The organism is Serratia sp. CC22-02 (assembly GCF_900182895.1).
In the GTDB taxonomy this organism is placed as follows: domain Bacteria; phylum Pseudomonadota; class Gammaproteobacteria; order Enterobacterales; family Enterobacteriaceae; genus Serratia; species Serratia nevei.
Window position 1 is genome coordinate 1 of sequence record NZ_FXUD01000012.1, and the last position, 20,296, is coordinate 20,296.

General features: G+C 56.9%; 17 protein-coding genes. 11 read left to right on the plus strand and 6 right to left on the minus strand.

Translation table 11 applies throughout. From position 1 onward, the window contains the following. The first annotated feature begins 102 nt into the window (after positions 1-102). On the plus strand, positions 103-561 hold the full coding sequence (tnpA, locus tag QOL81_RS24120) for an IS200/IS605 family transposase (RefSeq protein WP_060422544.1): 459 nt from the start codon (positions 103-105) through the stop codon (positions 559-561). Positions 562-689: 128 nt separating this feature from the next. On the opposite strand, the gene QOL81_RS24125 is transcribed toward tnpA, so the two are convergent. After that, positions 690-2,066, minus strand: a complete 1,377-nt coding sequence (locus QOL81_RS24125; protein WP_197827471.1) for an amino acid permease — start codon at positions 2,064-2,066, stop codon at positions 690-692. A gap of 631 nt (positions 2,067-2,697) precedes the next feature. Between QOL81_RS24125 and pdhR the strand changes: the two genes are divergently transcribed. From pdhR to acnB, 5 genes are all read left to right on the plus strand, one after another. Further along, a complete protein-coding gene (gene pdhR, locus QOL81_RS24130; RefSeq protein WP_004937490.1) occupies positions 2,698-3,462 on the plus strand; it encodes a pyruvate dehydrogenase complex transcriptional repressor PdhR in 765 nt (254 codons plus the stop codon). 165 nt (positions 3,463-3,627) lie between these two features. Next, the gene (aceE, locus tag QOL81_RS24135) at positions 3,628-6,291 is read left to right on the plus strand and encodes a pyruvate dehydrogenase (acetyl-transferring), homodimeric type (protein WP_004937495.1); all 2,664 of its coding nucleotides are present in this window, start codon (positions 3,628-3,630) and stop codon (positions 6,289-6,291) included. Between the two features lie 13 nt (positions 6,292-6,304). Next, a complete protein-coding gene (gene aceF, locus QOL81_RS24140) occupies positions 6,305-8,188 on the plus strand; it encodes a pyruvate dehydrogenase complex dihydrolipoyllysine-residue acetyltransferase (RefSeq protein WP_070913725.1) in 1,884 nt (627 codons plus the stop codon). A gap of 233 nt (positions 8,189-8,421) precedes the next feature. After that, positions 8,422-9,846, plus strand: a complete 1,425-nt coding sequence (gene lpdA / locus QOL81_RS24145) for a dihydrolipoyl dehydrogenase (protein WP_004937500.1) — start codon at positions 8,422-8,424, stop codon at positions 9,844-9,846. 515 nt (positions 9,847-10,361) lie between these two features. Next, a complete protein-coding gene (gene acnB, locus QOL81_RS24150; protein ID WP_060422679.1) occupies positions 10,362-12,959 on the plus strand; it encodes a bifunctional aconitate hydratase 2/2-methylisocitrate dehydratase in 2,598 nt (865 codons plus the stop codon). Positions 12,960-13,033: 74 nt separating this feature from the next. Here acnB and QOL81_RS24155 read toward each other — a convergent pair whose 3' ends face one another. Beyond that, positions 13,034-13,324 (minus strand): hypothetical protein, encoded by a 291-nt coding sequence (locus tag QOL81_RS24155; protein ID WP_064291158.1) that lies wholly within the window; start codon positions 13,322-13,324, stop codon positions 13,034-13,036. A gap of 466 nt (positions 13,325-13,790) precedes the next feature. Between QOL81_RS24155 and yacL the strand changes: the two genes are divergently transcribed. Continuing rightward, positions 13,791-14,153: a protein YacL gene (yacL, locus tag QOL81_RS24160; protein WP_004937507.1), complete on the plus strand. Its 363-nt coding sequence runs from the start codon at positions 13,791-13,793 to the stop codon at positions 14,151-14,153. A gap of 32 nt (positions 14,154-14,185) precedes the next feature. On the opposite strand, the gene speD is transcribed toward yacL, so the two are convergent. The 3 genes from speD to QOL81_RS24175 form a co-directional block, all read right to left on the minus strand. Beyond that, positions 14,186-14,980: an adenosylmethionine decarboxylase gene (gene speD / locus QOL81_RS24165; RefSeq protein ID WP_049200100.1), complete on the minus strand. Its 795-nt coding sequence runs from the start codon at positions 14,978-14,980 to the stop codon at positions 14,186-14,188. A 27-nt stretch (positions 14,981-15,007) separates the two neighbouring features. Beyond that, positions 15,008-15,871 carry a polyamine aminopropyltransferase gene (speE, locus tag QOL81_RS24170; protein WP_070913726.1) on the minus strand — a complete coding sequence of 288 codons (864 nt, stop codon included), beginning with the start codon at positions 15,869-15,871 and terminating at the stop codon, positions 15,008-15,010. A gap of 124 nt (positions 15,872-15,995) precedes the next feature. Further along, entirely contained in the window at positions 15,996-16,343 is a 348-nt protein-coding gene (locus QOL81_RS24175) for a YacC family pilotin-like protein (RefSeq protein WP_004937515.1), read from the minus strand. A gap of 218 nt (positions 16,344-16,561) precedes the next feature. On the opposite strand from QOL81_RS24175, the gene cueO reads away from it, so the two are divergent. The 4 genes from cueO (at position 16,562) to hpt (ending at position 19,467) form a co-directional block, all read left to right on the plus strand. After that, a complete protein-coding gene (cueO, locus tag QOL81_RS24180) occupies positions 16,562-18,262 on the plus strand; it encodes a multicopper oxidase CueO (protein WP_141960250.1) in 1,701 nt (566 codons plus the stop codon). A 105-nt stretch (positions 18,263-18,367) separates the two neighbouring features. Continuing rightward, a complete protein-coding gene (gene relB, locus QOL81_RS24185; RefSeq protein WP_049200097.1) occupies positions 18,368-18,559 on the plus strand; it encodes a type II toxin-antitoxin system RelB family antitoxin in 192 nt (63 codons plus the stop codon). Positions 18,560-18,564: 5 nt separating this feature from the next. Next, the gene (locus QOL81_RS24190) at positions 18,565-18,840 is read left to right on the plus strand and encodes a type II toxin-antitoxin system RelE/ParE family toxin (protein WP_049208401.1); all 276 of its coding nucleotides are present in this window, start codon (positions 18,565-18,567) and stop codon (positions 18,838-18,840) included. Positions 18,841-18,930: 90 nt separating this feature from the next. Next, entirely contained in the window at positions 18,931-19,467 is a 537-nt protein-coding gene (hpt, locus tag QOL81_RS24195) for a hypoxanthine phosphoribosyltransferase (protein ID WP_048234659.1), read from the plus strand. Between the two features lie 37 nt (positions 19,468-19,504). On the opposite strand, the gene can is transcribed toward hpt, so the two are convergent. Beyond that, the gene (gene can / locus QOL81_RS24200; protein ID WP_049200096.1) at positions 19,505-20,161 is read right to left on the minus strand and encodes a carbonate dehydratase; all 657 of its coding nucleotides are present in this window, start codon (positions 20,159-20,161) and stop codon (positions 19,505-19,507) included. Between the last annotated feature and the right edge of the window lie 135 nt (positions 20,162-20,296).

The following is a 20,296-nucleotide window of genomic DNA, read 5'->3' on the forward strand; positions in this document are numbered from 1 at the left end:
TTACAGCTTTGAGTATGCTTTTAAAGCCCCTTTTGATTTGTTAGAAAACCTTGCGGTCTGGCAACTGCAAAGGTTCATTCGAAGAATCGAAAGGAGGTCCCGATGGGGGACGAAAAGAGCTTAGCGCACACGCGATGGAACTGTAAATATCACATAGTATTTGCCCCAAAGTACCGGAGGCAGGTGTTCTACAGCGAAAAACGTAGAGCAATAGGCAGCATATTAAGAAAGCTATGTGAATGGAAATGCGTAGCGATCCTGGAAGCAGAATGCTGTCCAGATCATATCCACATGCTTGTGGAGATCCCGCCGAAAGTGAGTGTATCGAGCTTTATGGGATATCAGAAGGGCAAAAGCAGCCTGATGCTTTACGAGCAATTTGGAGAGCTGAAGTACAAATATCGCAATCGGGAATTCTGGTGTCGAGGGTACTACGTAGATACGGTGGGTAAAAATACAACAAAAATAAAGGATTACATAAAGCATCAGTTGGAACAGGATAAGCTGGGAGAGCAACTGTCGATCCCGTATCCAGGCAGCCCGTTTACGGGCCGTAAGTAACGGTCGAAACGCAAATGTCAGATTGCTATGCGCCTGTTAGGGCGCGGCTGGTAAGAGAGCCTTACAGGCGCATATGAAAAACCTCCGGCTATGCCGGAGGATATTTATTTATTGTGCGGTCACGGGATTCAACGGCTGGTGACGCTGTCTACGCGTTGGCTGCGCTGTTTGATGGCGTAACCGACGGCCAGGATCGCCACCCATACCGGGATCAGCAGCACCGAGATTTGAATGCCCGGCGTCAGGTACATGATCACCAGGATGCCGGCCATGAACAGCAGGCACAGGTAGTTGCTGAACGGGTACCAGAAGGCTTTGAACTTCGGCACCACGCCTTCGCGGTTTTTGGCGGCGCGGAACTTAAGGTGCGCCAGGCTGATCATCGCCCAGTTGATCACCAGCGCCGATACCACCAACGCCATCAGCAGTTCGAAGGCGCGGCCTGGGATCAGATAGTTAATCAGTACGCACAGCGCGGTGGCGAGAGCGGAGATACCGATGGCCACCACCGGCACGCCGCGGCCGTCGACCTTCAGCAGGCTTTTCGGGCCGTTGCCCTGCTGCGCCAGGCCGTACAGCATGCGGCTGTTGCAGTAGACGCAGCTGTTGTACACCGACAGCGCGGCGGTGAGCACCACGATGTTCAGCACGGTCGCCACCAGGTTGCTGTTCAGCGCGTGGAAGATCAGCACGAACGGGCTGCCGCCTTCGACCACTTTGCCCCACGGGTACAGCGACAGCAGAATGGCCAGCGAACCGATATAGAAGATCAGGATGCGGTAGATCACCTGATTGGTGGCTTTCGGAATGCTTTTTTGCGGGTTGTCGGCTTCGGCGGCGGTGATGCCGACCAGCTCGAGGCCGCCGAAGGAGAACATGATCACCGCCATCGCCATCACCAGGCCCATGACGCCGTTCGGGAAGAACCCGCCCTGCGCCCACAGGTTGGTGACGGTGGCCTCCGGGCCGCCCATGCCGCTGAACAGCAGGTAGGCGCCGAACACGATCATGCCGATAATCGCCACCACCTTGATGATGGCGAACCAGAACTCCATCTCGCCGTAAACTTTAACGTTGGCCAGGTTGATGGCGTTGATCGCCAGGAAGAACACCGCAGCGGAGACCCAGGTGGGGATCTCCGGCCACCAGTACTGCACGTAGATGCCGACCGCGGTCAGCTCCGCCATCGCCACCAGGACATACAGCACCCAGTAGTTCCAGCCGGAAGCGAAGCCGGCGAAGTTGCCCCAGTATTTGTAGGCGAAGTGGCTGAAGGAACCGGCAACCGGCTCTTCCACCACCATTTCCCCCAGCTGGCGCATGATCAGAAACGCGATGAAGCCGCCGATGGCGTAGCCGAGAAGCACTGACGGGCCGGCCATTTTTATTGTTTGAGCGATACCGAGAAATAACCCGGTGCCGATTGCGCCACCTAAGGCGATGAGCTGAATATGGCGGTTTTTCAGGCCGCGTTTCAGCTGGTCACCATGCTGTTGACCATCCATCAATCTAACCCTCTGTCGTTGCGAATGACCACATACCTGTAAAGCAGTGGTTACGATGTGTGTTTTGTTTTATTTACGGCGTTATAGCTATTAATTCCACGGCGCCGCTACCGTTTGGCAGAGAATAATGTTATGCGCGTCTGTTTGCACCTGCTTTGTCGTGTGAGTGATTAAGATTGCAGCAGTTTAGGAAACAAAATGCGGGTTGTGTGACGGCGGGGGGGATTCAGTGCATGAAATAAGCAACAAATCACATAATGCGCAAAAATAACGTAGATCCGAACGGCGGCGCGCGTTCAAATAATGAACGAACTCCCGTTGCGCTGCTCGCCAAATAGCCATTCATTAAAGCGTCATAACCATGCAATAAAACTCGGGCAAAAAGTTTGCACTCTGCCTTGCGTAAGGTTTGGTAAAAGTTAAATCCCCAACCCGGCGCGTAAATGGTAATACCATCACGGCGTTACCGGTTTGCAGCGGGGTTTTCAGCGGGGTGTTAAAATGTGCGGGTAACCTGATTTCGATCAAGGCCCGTATGGACAGGAGGTGAATACTTTGTTACTTTACCGTCACGTTTTTGAAATTGGTATTACCAATTGACTCCGCGCCATTCGCAGAGAAGAATTCACTCATGGCCTACAGCAAAATCCGCCAACCCAAGTTGTCAGATGTTATCGAGCAACAGCTCGAATACCTGATCCTCGAGGGGACACTGCGCCCAGGCGAAAAACTGCCTCCGGAGCGCGAGCTGGCGAAACAATTTGATGTCTCCCGTCCTTCTCTGAGAGAGGCCATTCAGCGCCTGGAAGCGAAAGGGCTGCTCCTGCGCCGTCAGGGCGGCGGCACCTTCGTGCAAACTAATCTGTGGCAGAGCTTCAGCGATCCGCTGGCCGAGCTGCTGGCCGACCATCCCGAATCACAGTTCGATCTGCTGGAAACCCGTCACGCGCTGGAAGGCATTGCCGCCTATTACGCGGCGCTGCGCGGCACCGATGAAGATCTGGCGCGCATCCGCGACTGCCATATCGTGATTCAACAGGCTCAAGACAGCGGCGATCTCGACGCCGAAGCCGATGCGGTCATGCAGTATCAAATCGCCGTGACCGAAGCTGCCCACAACGTTGTGTTACTTCACCTGCTACGCTGCATGGGGCCGATGCTGGAACAGAACGTGCGTCAGAACTTTGAATTGCTCTACTCGCGCCGTGAGATGTTGGCAAAAGTGAGCAGCCACCGCGCCGGAATTTTTGAGGCGATTGTGGCACGCGAGCCGGAAAAGGCCCGTGAAGCCTCGCATCGCCACTTGGCGTTTATCGAGGAAATCTTGCTGGATCTCAGCCGGGAGCATACTCGGCGCGAGAGATCGCTACGGCGTCTCCAGCAACGCAAGGATTAAGAGCTGTCCTCTTCAGGGTACACCAGCCTGCGGGGGTTAAGTTCGAGGTACTTAGTTAAGTACTTAAGCGGCAACTAAACTGATGGGCCTGTCTTCGTGTGTTTTTGCACAGAGCACAGGAAGACAGGCTCCAAACAAACCATTAGACAGATAAGGAATACCACCATGTCAGAACGTTTAAACAATGACGTGGATCCGATCGAAACCCGCGACTGGCTGCAGGCGATCGAATCGGTCATCCGTGAAGAGGGTGTTGAGCGAGCTCAGTTTCTGATTGATCAGGTATTGGGAGAAGCCCGCAAAGGCGGCGTTAACGTTGCGGCCGGTGCTGCAGCGCACAACTACGTCAACACCATCGCGGTAGAAGACGAACCGGCCTACCCAGGCAACCTGGATCTGGAACGCCGCATTCGCTCAGCGATCCGTTGGAACGCGATCATGACCGTTCTGCGCGCATCCAAAAAAGACCTGGAGCTGGGCGGCCACATGGCTTCCTTCCAGTCTTCCGCGACCTTCTATGAAGTCTGCTTTAACCACTTCTTCCGCGCACGCAACGAGAAAGACGGCGGCGACCTGGTGTACTTCCAGGGCCACATCTCTCCGGGCGTTTACGCGCGTGCCTTCCTTGAAGGCCGCCTGACCGAAGAACAAATGAACAACTTCCGTCAGGAAGTGCACGGCAATGGCCTGTCCTCTTACCCGCATCCTAAGCTGATGCCGGAATTCTGGCAGTTCCCGACCGTATCCATGGGCCTGGGGCCAATCAGCGCCATCTATCAGGCGAAGTTCCTGAAATACCTGGAACACCGCGGCCTGAAAGACACCTCTGAGCAGACCGTTTACGCCTTCCTGGGCGACGGCGAGATGGATGAGCCGGAATCCAAAGGCGCCATCACCATCGCGACCCGCGAGAAGCTGGACAACCTGGTGTTCGTCATCAACTGCAACCTGCAGCGCCTGGACGGCCCGGTTACCGGCAACGGCAAGATCATCAACGAACTGGAAGGCATCTTCTCCGGCGCAGGCTGGCAGGTGCTGAAAGTGATCTGGGGCGGCCGTTGGGACGAACTGCTGCGTAAAGACACCAGCGGTAAACTGGTTCAGCTGATGAACGAGACCCTGGACGGCGACTACCAGACCTTCAAATCCAAAGACGGCGCTTACGTGCGCGAGCACTTCTTCGGCCGTTACCCAGAAACCGCGGCGCTGGTCAAAGACATGACCGACGACGAAATCTGGGCGCTGAACCGTGGTGGTCACGATCCGAAGAAAATCTTCGCTGCACTGAAAAAAGCGCAGGACACCAAAGGCAAACCGACCGTTATCCTGGCCCACACCATCAAAGGTTACGGCATGGGTGAAACCGCGGAAGGTAAAAACATCGCTCACCAGGTGAAGAAAATGAACATGGAAGGGGTTCACCACTTCCGCGATCGTTTCAACGTGCCGGTTGCCGATGCTGACATCGAAAAACTGCCGTACATCACCTTCGAGAAAGATTCCGAAGAGTACAAATACCTGCACGAACGTCGCCAGGCGCTGAAAGGCTACGTGCCGACGCGTCTGCCGGAGTTCACTCAGAAGCTGGAAATGCCGGCGCTGGAAGATTTCAGCTCGCTGCTGGAAGAGCAGAACAAAGAGATCTCCACCACTATCGCCTTCGTGCGTGCCCTGAACGTGATGCTGAAGAACAAGTCGATCAAAGATCGCCTGGTGCCAATCATCGCCGACGAAGCGCGTACCTTCGGTATGGAAGGTCTGTTCCGTCAGATCGGTATCTACAGCCCGAACGGCCAGCAGTACACTCCGCAGGACCGTGAGCAGGTGGCTTACTACAAAGAAGACGAGAAAGGCCAAATCCTGCAGGAAGGCATCAACGAACTGGGTGCAGCCTCTTCCTGGCTGGCCGCAGCGACTTCCTACAGCACCAACGATCTGCCGATGATTCCGTTCTACATCTACTACTCGATGTTCGGTTTCCAACGTATCGGCGACCTGTGCTGGGCAGCGGGCGACCAACAGGCGCGCGGCTTCCTGATCGGCGGCACCTCGGGCCGTACTACCCTGAACGGCGAAGGTCTGCAGCACGAAGATGGCCACAGCCACATTCAGTCTCTGACCATCCCTAACTGCATCTCTTACGATCCGGCTTACGCGTACGAAGTGGCGGTGATCATGCACGACGGTCTGGTGCGCATGTATGGCGACAACCCGGAAAACGTGTACTACTACCTGACCACGCTGAACGAAAACTACCACATGCCTGCGATGCCGCAGGGTGCGGAAGAAGGTATCCGCAAGGGTATCTACAAGCTGGAAACGCTGGAAGGCAGCAAAGGCAAGGTACAGCTGCTGGGCTCCGGTGCCATCCTGCGCCACGTGCGCGAAGCTGCGCAGATCCTGGCGAAGGACTACGGCGTGGGTTCCGACACCTACAGCGTGACCTCGTTCACCGAACTGGCGCGCGACGGCCAGGACTGCGAGCGCTGGAACATGCTGCACCCAACCGAAACGCCACGCGTGCCTTACATCGCTCAGGTGATGAGCGACGCGCCGGCGGTAGCTTCTACCGACTACATGAAACTGTTCGCCGAACAGGTTCGTACTTATGTGCCGGCCAGCGATTATCGCGTACTGGGCACCGACGGCTTCGGTCGTTCGGACAGCCGCGAAAACCTGCGTCACCACTTCGAAGTCGATGCATCCTACGTGGTGGTTGCTGCTCTGGGTGAACTGGCTAAACGCGGTGAGATCGAAGCTTCTGTGGTTGCCGATGCAATCAAGAAATTCGACATCAACCCGGAAAAAGTTAACCCGCGTCTGGCCTAAGAGGTACTGAATAATGTCTATCGAAATCAACGTACCGGACATCGGTGCAGATGAAGTCGAAATCACCGAGATTCTGGTGAAGGTCGGCGATAAAGTTGAAGCGGAACAATCGCTGATCACCGTGGAAGGCGACAAGGCTTCCATGGAAGTGCCCTCCCCGCAGGCGGGCGTGGTGAAAGAGATCAAAGTGGCGGTCGGCGATAAAACCGAAACCGGCAAACTGATCATGATCTTCGAAGCGGCAGGCGCAGCGGAAGCTGCACCGGCGGCGAAAGCGGAAGAAAAACCGGCGGCAGCAGCTGCTGCCCCGGCCGCCGCTGCGGCCAAAGACGTTGCCGTGCCGGACATCGGCGCTGACGAAGTCGAAGTGACCGAGATCCTGGTGAAAGTGGGCGACAAGGTGGAAGCCGAGCAGTCCCTGATCACCGTGGAAGGCGACAAGGCTTCCATGGAAGTCCCTGCGCCGTTCGCGGGCACCGTGAAAGAGATCAAGATCGCGACCGGCGACAAAGTGAAAACCGGTTCCCTGATCATGGTGTTCGAAGTGGCCGGCGCCGCTTCCGCTGCGGCCCCGGCTGCGGCGCAAGCCCCTGCCGCCGCTGCAGCCCCTGCGGCCTCTGCGGCCAAAGACGTCGCCGTGCCGGATATCGGCGGTGACGAAGTCGAAGTGACCGAAGTGATGGTTAAGGTGGGCGACAAGGTTGCCGCCGAGCAGTCTCTGATCACCGTGGAAGGCGACAAGGCCTCCATGGAAGTGCCGGCACCGTTTGCGGGTACCGTGAAAGAGATCAAGATCGCGACCGGCGACAAAGTGAAAACCGGCTCCCTGATCATGGTGTTCGAAGTGGAAGGCGCTACGCCTGCCGCTGCCGCCGCTCCAGCCGCTAAAGCGGAAGCTGCGCCGGCTCCGGCCGCCGCTAAAGCCGCCGCTCCGGCTGCGAAAGCGGATGACAAAGGCGAGTTCGCCGAGAACGCGGCATACGTGCACGCGACTCCGGTCATTCGTCGTCTGGCGCGTGAATTCGGCGTTAACCTGGCGAAAGTGAAGGGCACCGGTCGTAAAGGCCGTATCCTGCGCGAAGACGTTCAGACTTACGTGAAAGACGCAGTGAAACGCGCTGAAGCGGCTCCGGCTGCTGCCGGCGGCGGTCTGCCAGGCATGCTGCCATGGCCGAAAGTGGACTTCAGCAAGTTCGGCGAGATCGAAGAAGTCGAAATGGGCCGCATCCAGAAGATCTCTGGCGCGAACCTGAGCCGCAACTGGGTGATGATCCCGCACGTGACTCACTTCGACAAAACCGACATCACCGATCTGGAAGCGTTCCGCAAGCAGCAGAACGAAGAAGCGGCCAAGCGCAAGCTGGACGTGAAGTTCACGCCTGTCGTGTTCATCATGAAAGCCGTTGCTGCCGCTCTGGAGCAGATGCCGCGCTTCAACAGCTCGCTGTCCGAAGACGGCCAGAAGCTGACGCTGAAGAAATACATCAACATCGGCGTGGCGGTAGATACCCCGAACGGCCTGGTGGTTCCGGTGTTCAAGGACGTGAACAAGAAGAGCATCACCGAGCTGTCTCGCGAACTGATGGCCATCTCCAAGAAAGCGCGCGACGGCAAGCTGACCGCGGGCGAGATGCAGGGCGGCTGCTTCACCATCTCCAGCCTGGGCGGCATCGGGACGACCCACTTCGCGCCGATCGTCAACGCGCCGGAAGTGGCTATCCTGGGCGTCTCCAAGTCTGCGATGGAGCCGGTCTGGAACGGTAAAGAGTTCATGCCGCGCCTGATGATGCCGATGTCGCTGTCCTTCGACCACCGCGTTATCGACGGTGCCGATGGTGCGCGCTTCATCACCATCATCAACAACATGTTGTCCGACATTCGCCGTCTGGTGATGTAATGCAAAAGGGGCGCAGCATGCTGCGCCCCTGACGATTCTGTAGCAGTTTTGTCGGATTTTGCACAACTCGACAAAATTGTTGAGACACGGGTCACTCGAACACGCTTTGCAGATTATTAACAATTCTGTAAACTGCTCGCGGTGTAAGCGTCCCGGTGGATGAAGGGCGTTATGAGATCGATTAGCAATAAAAATGACGTCTGACCCGCCGGACAATCAATTAAGAGGTCATGATGAGTACTGAAATTAAAACTCAGGTCGTGGTACTTGGGGCGGGCCCGGCAGGTTACTCTGCAGCCTTTCGTTGCGCTGACTTAGGTCTTGAAACCGTTCTGGTTGAACGTTATTCCACTCTGGGCGGGGTTTGCCTGAACGTGGGATGTATCCCTTCCAAAGCACTGCTGCACGTTGCCAAAGTGATCGAAGAAGCCAAAGCGCTGGCCGAACACGGCATCGTTTTCGGCGAGCCGAAAACCGACATCGACAAAGTGCGCGTCTGGAAAGAAAAAGTCATCACTCAGCTGACCGGCGGTCTGGCTGGCATGGCGAAAGGCCGTAAAGTGAAAGTGGTCAACGGCCTGGGCAAGTTCACCGGCGCTAACACCCTGGTTGTGGAAGGCGAAAACGGCCCAACCACCATCAACTTCGACAACGCCATCATCGCTGCAGGTTCTCGTCCGATCCAACTGCCATTCATTCCTCATGAAGATCCACGCGTGTGGGATTCTACCGATGCGCTGGAACTGAAAACCGTCCCAGAGCGTCTGCTGGTTATGGGCGGCGGCATCATCGGCCTGGAAATGGGCACCGTATACCATGCGTTGGGTTCACAGATCGACGTCGTTGAAATGTTCGATCAGGTCATCCCGGCGGCAGATAAAGACGTGGTGAAAGTCTTCACCAAACGTATCAGCAAGCAGTTCAACCTGATGCTGGAAACCAAAGTGACCGCGGTAGAAGCCAAAGAAGACGGCATCTACGTCACGATGGAAGGTAAAAAAGCGCCGGCAGAACCACAGCGTTACGACGCGGTGCTGGTGGCGATCGGTCGCGTGCCGAACGGCAAACTGCTGGATGCCGGCAAAGCCGGTGTTGAAGTTGACGAGCGTGGCTTCATCAACGTCGACAAACAGCTGCGCACCAACGTGCCGCACATCTTCGCTATCGGCGACATCGTCGGTCAGCCGATGCTGGCGCACAAAGGCGTGCACGAAGGCCACGTTGCCGCGGAAGTTATCGCCGGCATGAAACACTACTTCGATCCGAAAGTGATCCCATCCATCGCTTACACCGAGCCGGAAGTGGCATGGGTGGGTCTGACCGAGAAAGAAGCGAAAGAGAAAGGCATCAGCTACGAAACCTCCACCTTCCCGTGGGCGGCTTCCGGCCGTGCGATCGCTTCCGACTGTGCAGACGGCATGACCAAACTGATCTTCGACAAAGAAACTCACCGCATCATCGGTGGCGCGATTGTCGGCACCAACGGCGGCGAACTGCTGGGTGAAATCGGTCTGGCTATCGAGATGGGCTGCGACGCGGAAGACATCGCGCTGACCATCCACGCTCACCCGACCCTGCACGAATCCGTGGGCCTGGCGGCGGAAATCTACGAAGGCAGCATCACCGACCTGCCTAACCCGAAAGCCAAGAAGAAGTAATTCTGCTGGCTTGACCGGTTAACCAGCGGCTCCTGAAAAGGGGCCGTTTTTTTTTGCTCAAACTCAGAAAGCGGTATTTTTGTGGCCGCTGCGCCAAATTCCGATCCCCCTGCTTATATCCACTCTAATTATATGGATATAATGCCCTGCTAGTCCGGCAGCCGATTACGCTGCGCTCAACGATTCAGCAAAGATTTAATGTTGCTTTTATGTGAACGAATTAACAACCGTTTCAAATCCTGATATGCTGGCTGAGCGGAACCGGGCACTGTACCTTACAGTCCAGGACATCGACAGCAGTGCCCCGTCAGGATAGATGGCATCTATATCGCCGTGCGCTCTACCCATCAGTCTTTCATGCTGTAACGCTGTTTGACCGTGCTTGTTTGCCCCAATCACCGTTTCGGGGCCTTTACGGGCCGATCGCCTAGCCACAGAGTGAAACCCCAAGGGTATAAACCCGGTTTGCATATACGCCAGGCACAATAAATGACAATGAGAGCGAGGAGAACGTCGTGCTAGAAGAATACCGTAAGCACGTAGCCGAGCGTGCTGCTGAGGGCATCGCCCCTAAGCCGCTAGACGCCACCCAAATGGCCGCGCTGGTCGAACTACTGAAGAATCCGCCAAAAGGCGAAGAAGAATTCCTGTTAGACCTGCTGATTAACCGTGTTCCACCGGGCGTCGACGAAGCCGCCTACGTCAAAGCAGGTTTCCTGGCGGCCATCGCCAAAGGCGAAGCGACATCCCCCCTGGTTACCCCCGAGAAAGCCATTGAACTGTTAGGCACCATGCAGGGCGGCTATAACATTCACCCGCTGATCGAAGCGCTGGACAACGAAACGCTGGCGCCTATCGCCGCGAAAGCGCTGTCCCACACGCTGCTGATGTTCGACAACTTCTACGACGTGGAAGAGAAGGCCAAGGCCGGTAACCCGCACGCCAAGCAGATCATGCAGTCCTGGGCCGACGCCGAATGGTACCTGTCGCGCCCTGAGCTGGCAGAAAAGATCACCGTCACCGTGTTCAAAGTCACCGGCGAAACCAACACCGACGACCTTTCCCCGGCGCCGGACGCCTGGTCGCGCCCGGACATCCCGCTGCACGCGCTGGCGATGCTGAAAAACGAACGTGAAGGCATCGTGCCGGATCAGCCGGGCAGCGTCGGCCCGATCAAACAGATCGAGCTGCTGAACAAGAAAGGCTTCCCGCTGGCCTACGTCGGCGACGTGGTCGGCACCGGTTCTTCCCGTAAATCCGCTACCAACTCCGTGCTGTGGTTTATGGGCGACGACATCCCGCACGTGCCGAACAAGCGCGGCGGCGGCGTGGTGCTGGGCGGCAAGATTGCGCCTATCTTCTTCAACACCATGGAAGATGCCGGCGCCTTGCCGATCGAAGTGGACGTGTCCGAGCTGAACATGGGCGACGTGATCGACGTTTACCCGTACAAAGGTGAAGTGCGCAACCACGAAACCGGCGCGCTGATCGCCAACTTCGAGCTGAAAACCGACGTGCTGCTGGATGAAGTGCGCGCCGGCGGCCGTATCCCGCTGATCATCGGCCGCGGCCTGACCACCAAGGCGCGCGAAGCGCTGGGTCTGCCGCACAGCGAGGTGTTCCGTATCGCCAAGCCGGTTGCCGCCAGCAGCAAAGGCTTCTCGCTGGCGCAGAAAATGGTCGGCCGCGCCTGCGGCGTCGCTGGCATTCGCCCTGGCGAGTACTGTGAACCGAAGATGACCTCCGTCGGTTCTCAGGACACCACCGGCCCGATGACCCGCGATGAGCTGAAAGACCTGGCCTGCCTCGGCTTCTCCGCCGATCTGGTCATGCAGTCGTTCTGCCACACCGCCGCGTACCCGAAACCGGTCGACGTGACCACGCACCACACGCTGCCTGACTTCATCATGAACCGCGGCGGCGTCTCGCTGCGTCCGGGCGACGGCGTGATCCACTCCTGGCTGAACCGCATGCTGCTGCCTGACACCGTCGGCACCGGCGGCGATTCCCACACCCGCTTCCCGATCGGCATCTCCTTCCCGGCCGGTTCCGGCCTGGTGGCGTTTGCCGCCGCGACCGGCGTGATGCCGCTGGATATGCCTGAGTCGGTGCTGGTGCGCTTCAAAGGCAAAATGCAGCCGGGCATTACCCTGCGCGATCTGGTGCACGCCATCCCTTACTACGCGATCCAGCAAGGCTTGCTGACCGTCGAGAAGAAGGGCAAGAAAAACATCTTCTCCGGCCGTATTCTGGAGATCGAAGGCCTGCCGGATCTGAAGGTCGAGCAGGCGTTTGAGCTGACCGATGCGTCCGCCGAACGTTCCGCCGCCGGTTGTACCATCAAGCTGGACAAGGCACCGATCGAAGAGTACCTGAACTCCAACATCGTGTTGCTGAAGTGGATGATCTCCGAAGGCTACGGCGATCGCCGTACGCTGGAACGCCGTATTCAGGGCATGGAAAAATGGCTGGCGGATCCGCAGCTGCTGGAAGGCGATGCGGATGCGGAATACGCGGCGGTGATCGACATCGATCTGAATGAGATCAAAGAGCCGATCCTGTGCGCGCCGAACGATCCTGACGATGCGCGCCTGCTGTCTGACGTGGCCAACAGCAAAATCGATGAAGTGTTCATCGGTTCTTGCATGACCAACATCGGCCACTTCCGCGCGGCCGGCAAGCTGCTGGATCAGCACAAGGGCCAGCTGCCGACCCGTCTGTGGGTGGCGCCGCCAACCAAGATGGACGCGGCTCAGCTGACCGAAGAAGGCTACTACAGCGTCTTCGGCAAGAGCGGGGCGCGCATCGAGATCCCGGGCTGCTCGCTGTGCATGGGCAACCAGGCGCGCGTGGCGGACGGTGCGACGGTGGTCTCCACCTCGACCCGTAACTTCCCGAACCGTCTGGGCACCGGTGCCAACGTCTATCTGGCGTCTGCCGAACTGGCTGCGGTTGCGTCCCTGCTGGGCCGCCTGCCGACGCCGGACGAGTACCAGACCTATATGGCGCAGGTCGACAAGACGGCGGCGGATACCTACCGCTATCTGAACTTTGACCAACTGGGGCAGTACACCGAAAAAGCCGACGGCGTGATCTTCCAGACCGCGGTTTAATTCAGCGTCAATCCCAAGCAGCGGGGCCCTTTCCAGGGCCCCGTTTTTTTTATTTTACGTTCAAAGCCTGCCCGCTATTTTTTGAATATTTCCACGTGGATATCTTTGTGATCGCTCTCTTGCCCGGTGGCGGAGATGATGCGATAGAAGCAGTCCTTCCCATCCAGCCCGCTGAGTTCATTACATTTCTTATCAACCTCTGAGGAAATATATTTATGGCCGACGGTAGGCACGCCGGTCTGCTGAATGGAGAGATCGCCGAGTTTGGTGTAGTTGGCGGATTCTTCAAGGGTGATTTGTTTGGCGGCGAACGCCGATGCAGAGAACATCATGCTCAGTGCGATAATGGAGGTTATGTATTTCATGGCACACATCCTGATCGTGGTGATAGGTATGAATGAGGTGAGAACACCTCTGGCCGCTGGTGAACATAATTAGAGCTCCTTATTTAAAAGCTAATCGATATTGAGGGGATGTCAATAAAGTCGCGTCGCGCCAGGAATCAGTAACTTATTTATTTTAAAGGGAAATCATAATCCTGATAAAATCGTGACATACATCTCCACGGTATCTACATGATTCAAATAAATAACCGGCGATCGGCGGATTGTCGGCCGACTTTTCGCATGGCGGGCATGCGCCGCGCGGCGATGAGGCACCGCTTCGCTTTCCTTGAGGGATCGCGGCCGGCGTCTTCCCATCGCCGCCGCAAGCCGCTATATTGCGCGCCGCCAAGGTTTTATTTTGCCGAGTTGCCAACTTTGCGAGCGCTCACTGAGTTAGCAATCAATTTATGTTTACACTAAGAAAAAGGGCTCAGGAGGGCATGCTATGGATTACGAATTTCTGCGTGACGTTACCGGTCAGGTGATCGTCAGATTTTCGATGGGGCATGAAGCGATTGGCCACTGGATCAACGAAGAAGTCAAAGGCGATTTCAACCTGCTGGACCGCATAGAAGCCGGTGCGGCCGAGGTCAAAGGCAGCGAACGTCAATGGCAGCTGGAAGGCCATGAATATACGCTGTTGATGGATGGTGAAGAAGTGATGATCCGCGCCAATCAGCTGGAGTTCGAAGGCGATGAAATGGAAGAGGGGATGAACTACTACGACGAAGAAAGCCTCTCATTCTGCGGCGTTGAGGATTTTCTGCTGGTGTTGAAGGCCTATCGTTCTTTCATGCTGAAATACTAAGCATCAGGGCGCGGCGTGCCGCGCCCTTTCCATCACAGAGGCGGGATATTGCGGCCGTAATAGATTTCCTGCATCTCTTTCCATAACAGATCGGTGATCTGTTTGCGTTCGACGGCGCTCAGCGCTTCCGGTGCCGCGTTGAACAGGTAGTGCTTCAGATCGAAATCCTTCAGCAACATCTTGGTATGGAAGATATTTTCCTGGTAAACGTTCACGTCCATCATGTGGTACAGCGCCTTGATGTCTTCCGACATAAAGTTCTGGATCGAATTGATCTCATGATCGATGTAATGTTTCACGCCGTTCACGTCGCGGGTGAAACCGCGCACGCGGTAGTCCATGGTGACGATGTCGGATTCCAGCTGGTGAATTAAGTAGTTCAGCGCCTTGAGGGGCGAAATGACGCCGCAGGTCGAGACTTCGATATCGGCGCGAAAGGTGCACAATCCGCCTTCCGGATGGCTTTCCGGGTAGGTGTGTACGCAGATGTGGCTCTTGTCCAGGTGCGCGACGACCGTGTTCGGCAGCGGGCCGGGGTGTTCCGACGTATCGACGTCTTTCGGATCGATCGGCTCTTCGCTGACCAGGATGGTGACGCTGGCGCCCTGCGGCTCGTAGTCCTGACGTGCGATGTTCAGAATATTGGCGCCGATGATTGAGCAGGTCTCGCTCAGGATCTCGGTCAGCCGGTTGGCATTATATTGTTCGTCAATGTAGGCGATATAGCCGTCGCGATCGTCCGCGGTCTTGGCGTAACAAATATCGTAAATACAAAAACTCAGGCTCTTGGTCAGGTTGTTGAAGCCGTGCAGTTTTAGCTTATGCAATTTGGGCCACCTCCTTTATCTTCTCGCTTAACGTGTTACGTTCAGGGCATTGAGCAAATATTGCGGCAGGGCAAAGCTGCCGACGTGAATTGCCGGGTTGTAATAACGGCAGTGTAGACCGCTTTGGTTAAAGCGCTGTTGCAGAGTAGGCAGATCGAGCTGGCGCAGCGCCGGGTTCTGGCTCGCCCAGGCAAAGGTCATGATGCCGCCGTAATAGGTTGGGATCGCTGCCTGATAGAAGCTGACGTCGCTAAAGTAGCCGCTCAGTTTGGCGTGGCTGTTGACCGCTTCGTCCTGCTGCAGGAAACAGACGCCGTTTTGCGCGACGAAAATGCCGCCCTCATTCAGGCAGCGGGCGCAGCCTTCATAAAACGCCGAGGTGAACAGGCTTTCGCCGGGGCCGATCGGATCGGTGCAGTCGGAGATGATCACATCGAAGGTTTCGTCGGTTTGGTTCACGAAGTTGACGCCGTCGTCGATCACCAGCTTGAAGCGCGGATCGTCATAGGCGCCGGCGCTGTGGTTGGGCAGGTATTGGCGGCAGAACTCGACGACGCCGGCGTCGATTTCGACCATGGTGATCTGCTCCACGCCAGGGTGCCGGCTGACTTCGCGCAGCATGCCGCCGTCGCCGCCGCCGATGATCAGCACTTTCTTCGCCGCGCCGTGCGCCAGCAGCGGCACGTGGGTCAGCATTTCGTGATAGATGAACTCGTCACGCTCGGTGGTTTGCACCACGCCGTCGAGCGCCATCACGCGCCCCAGCACCGGGTTCTCGAAGATCACCAGATCCTGATGATCGGTCTTCTCGCGGTACAGCACTTTCTCTACCGAGAAGTACTGGCCGAAGCCCGTATGCAGCGTTTCGTACCAAATTTCTTTCTGGGTCATGTGCGGGAAACTCCGTAATAACAGCCATGAAAAATCGGCGCAACATCATAGCTAACTCTGCCTGGCGATGCACGGTTGAATTTCAGACAGAGAGCGCGTTAGGCGGGCGGGAGAAGGGGGGAAATTAGTTGGCGTAGGCCAGCAGGCTCAAAGAGTCGCGTGCCAGCGATTTGCATTTTTTAGGCGTTGGAATGGCGATGCCGCTGAGATCGCGGTAGCTGTCTTCGCCCAGCGCCTTCATATTGAAGCTGTTGTAGTTGCTCAAATCCCAGCGGTTTTGTTGCGCGAAATAGACGATGGCGCGTTTGATTTGCGCATTTGGCAAATCGTTGTAGCCGCAATCATTTTTCAAATAAATAAATACCGCCGTCAGATCGGCCAGATCTTCCGCCTCGGATTCATTCAGCGCCAGACTGGCGTTGGAGAAGCCCAGCATCGCCAGCAACAGCATCGATAACGTTGTTTTTTTCATCATGAAATAGGCCTGTTTGTCGTTTGCAGACGTTACCACACTTGCCTGTAAAGGCACCAAATTTTATTGCCGCTGGGCGCGGCCTCGCGTTCGTCAATGGCGCTCTCTTGATTGTGAGGCATAGCTTAAAATACCGCCAGGAAAGGCTTGACCTTCCGCCAGGGGGAAGGTTTAGGCTGGCGGCATTGAGTTATGTCACTGAGAAAAGGGAGTCAGCGATGTTACGCCGTGATTTTATTAAATTAACCGCCGCGCTGGGCGCCGCGAGCGCATTGCCGTTATGGAGCCGGGCCGCCTGGGCGGCCGATCGGCCGGCCCTGCCGGTACCGCCGCTGTTGACGCCGGACGCGCAGGGAAAGATTGCGCTGGCGCTGCAGGCGGGGGAAACCCGCTGGTTGCCCGGCGTCGCCACCAAAACCTGGGGATTCAACGGCGCGCTGCTCGGGCCGGCGGTGAAGCTGCAGCGTGGCCAGCCGGTAACGGTTGATATCAAAAACAGCCTGGCGGAGGCCAGCACCGTCCACTGGCACGGCCTGGAGATTCCCGGCGACGTCGATGGCGGCCCGCAGGCATTGATTCATCCCGGCGCGACGCGCACGGTGAATTTCACCGTCGATCAACCGGCGGCCACCTGCTGGTTCCACCCGCATACGCACGGTAAAACCGGCAGCCAGGTCATGATGGGGCTGGCGGGGCTGGTGCTGCTGGAAGACGAAGAGAGCGTCAAACTGCCGCTGCCGAAAACCTGGGGACAGGATGATATTCCGGTGATCCTGCAGGATAAGCGGCTGGGCAAAGACGCGCAGATCGAATACCGCCTGGACGTGATGAGTGCGGCGGTGGGCTGGTTTGGCGACCGCATGTTCACCAACGGCGCGCAGTATCCACAACATCTGGCGCCGCGCGGTTGGCTGCGCCTGCGTTTCCTCAACGGCTGCAACGCCCGCTCACTGAATCTGGCGGCCAGTGACAACCGCCCGCTGTATGTCATTGCCAGCGACGGCGGTTTCCTGGCGGAGCCGGTGAAACTGACCGAGCTGCCGATGCTGATGGGCGAACGCTTTGAAGTGCTGGTCGATGCCTCGGATGGGAAAGCGTTCGATATCGTGACGCTGCCGGTGAAGCAGATGGGCATGACGCTGGCGCCGTTCGATCAAGCGCTGCCGGTGTTGCGCATTCAGCCGTCGCTGGCGCAGGGCATCAAAACCATGCCGGACAGTCTGGTGAAGCTGCCGACGTTGCCTGCCACCACCGGCATCCAGGAGCGTTGGCTGCAGCTGATGATGGATCCGCAGCTGGATATGCTCGGTATGCAGGCGCTGATGGACCGCTATGGTCACCAGGCGATGGCCGGCATGAGCATGAATCATGGCGCGACGGGCGGCGCAGATATGAAAGGCATGGAGAAGGGCGGCATGCAGAGCATGGACCATGGCAACATGAAAGGCATGGAGAAGGGCGGCATGCAGGGCATGGACCATGGCAACATGGGCAACATGAAGGGCATGGATCATGGCAATATGGCCGGGATGGATCACGGTGGCGCGCAGGGCAAAGCCAAACCGTTCGATTTCAGCCACGGCAACATGATCAACGGCAAGGCCTTCGATATGACCAAGCCGATGTTCGCCGCCAAACGGGGCCAGTATGAAAAGTGGACCATTTCCGGTGAGGGCGACATGATGTTGCACCCGTTCCACATTCACGGTACCCAGTTCCGCATCTTGTCGGAAAACGGCAAACCGCCGGCGGCGCATCGCAGCGGCTGGAAGGACACGGTGCGCGTCGAAGGATGGCGCAGTGAAGTGCTGGTGCGTTTTGACCATCCGGCCAGCAGCGAACATGCGTACATGGCCCACTGCCACCTGTTGGAACATGAAGATACCGGCATGATGATGGGCTTCACCGTCGCCGATTGATGGCGGCCCGGTGCTCCGGTGGTGGCGCGCTCGCGTCGCCACCGCTTGGTTCAATGAAAGGAAGCCGTTATACTGATTAAAATATCAGCTGTTGAGGAGTGCGTCATGCCGACAAAATTGGATCCCATCGTTTCTGAGTTTGAGACTCAAGAGCAGGCTGATAGCTACGATCGTTGGTTCAGAAGCACCGTGGAATCTTCCATCAATAGCGACTCCCCCCGTATTCCCCATGACGAAGTCATGGCCGGCGCTCGTCACATTATCGAGCAGGCGAAAGCCAAAAGAAAATCGGCCTGACCCTTATGTTAACCGTCAAATGGACTGACGAAGCAAAAACGGGTTTATATACGCTGCTGGCTTTTATCGCTGAGCGAAATCCACTTGCCGCAGAGGCTTTGTTGCAACGCATTGAAGAGTCGGTTATCCCGTTAGCGGAACATCCTTATCTATTCAGGCCAGGCAGGGTGAACGGGACTCGTGAAATGGTTGTTCATCCTAATTACATTGTGGTTTACCGCGTGCTGGCTGCACATATTGAAATAGTGAGTGTCCTGCACGCTCGTCAGGAATACCCTTAATAAAGAAAACTCCCCTGTCCGGGAGAGAGGCAAGTCGTAACGGCCTATGCTAAACTCTGCGCCTTTCTTCCGGCAACTGACCTGAATACTATGAAACACACTGTAGACGTAATGATTTCCGAGCAGGAAGTTAAGACCCGTATCGCCGAACTTGGCCGCCAGATCACCGAACATTACCGCGACAGCGGCAGCGACATGGTGCTGGTTGGGCTGCTGCGCGGCTCCTTCATGTTCATGGCCGATCTCTGCCGCGCGATCGACGTGCCGCACGAAGTCGACTTTATGACTGCCTCCAGCTACGGCAGCGGCATGTCCACCACCCGCGACGTGAAGATCCTCAAGGATCTGGACGAAGACATTCGCGGCAAAGACGTGCTGATCGTGGAAGACATCATCGATTCCGGCAACACGCTGAACAAAGTGCGCGAGATTTTGGCGCTGCGCGGGCCGAAATCGCTGGCGATTTGCACCTTGCTGGACAAGCCTGAGCGCCGTGAAGTGCAGGTGCCGGTCGAATATGTCGGCTTCTCGATCCCGGATGAGTTCGTGGTGGGGTATGGCATCGACTACGCCCAGCGCTATCGTCACCTGCCGTACGTCGGCAAAGTGGTGCTGCTGGACGAGTAATTGATGTGGGGCGCGGCCTGCCGCGCCCGCGGCGGGGTTAGATGCCTTTATCCTGCTTCAGTTTGGCTATCGCTTTGCGGTAGCCCATCTCCAGGCTCTCGCGGCTGGTCGCCAGCACTTCCATATCGCGCAGACGGCCGTCCTGAATGCCGTACACCCAACCGTGGATCATCACCTTCTGGCCGCGCTTCCAGGCGGACTGCATGATGGTGGAGTGGCCCAGGTTGTACACCTGCTCAATGACGTTGATCTTGCACAGCATGTCGAAACGCTGCTCCGGCGGCAGCTCGCCCAGCAGCGAGCTGTGCTTGTACCACAGATCGCGAATGTGCAGCAGCCAGTTGTCGATCAACCCCAGCTCCGGGTTTTCCACCGCCGCCTGCACGCCGCCGCAGCCCAGGTGGCCGCAGATGATGATGTGTTCGACTTCCAGCACATCTACCGCATACTGCACCACCGACAGGCAGTTAAGATCGGTATGGATAACGAGGTTCGCCACGTTGCGATGGACGAACAGTTCACCCGGCTCGAGGCCGGTCAAGCGTTCGGCGGGAACGCGGCTGTCAGAGCAACCAATCCATAAGAAACGGGGCTTTTGCGCCTGGGCTAAACGTTCAAAAAATTCCGGGTCTTCCTGACTGATATTGGCCGACCAGGCATGGTTGTTGGCGATAAGCTCTTCGATTTCTTTCATGGAGGTTATTGACTCGTAACGAACAGATTGCGTTGGGGTAATATAGGGTAAGCGTCACAATTTGGAAATCGGAACAGTGGTGCAACCTCATTTTCCGCACGGATTCGACTCAGTGGAAACGTCGCCGATGCTAGG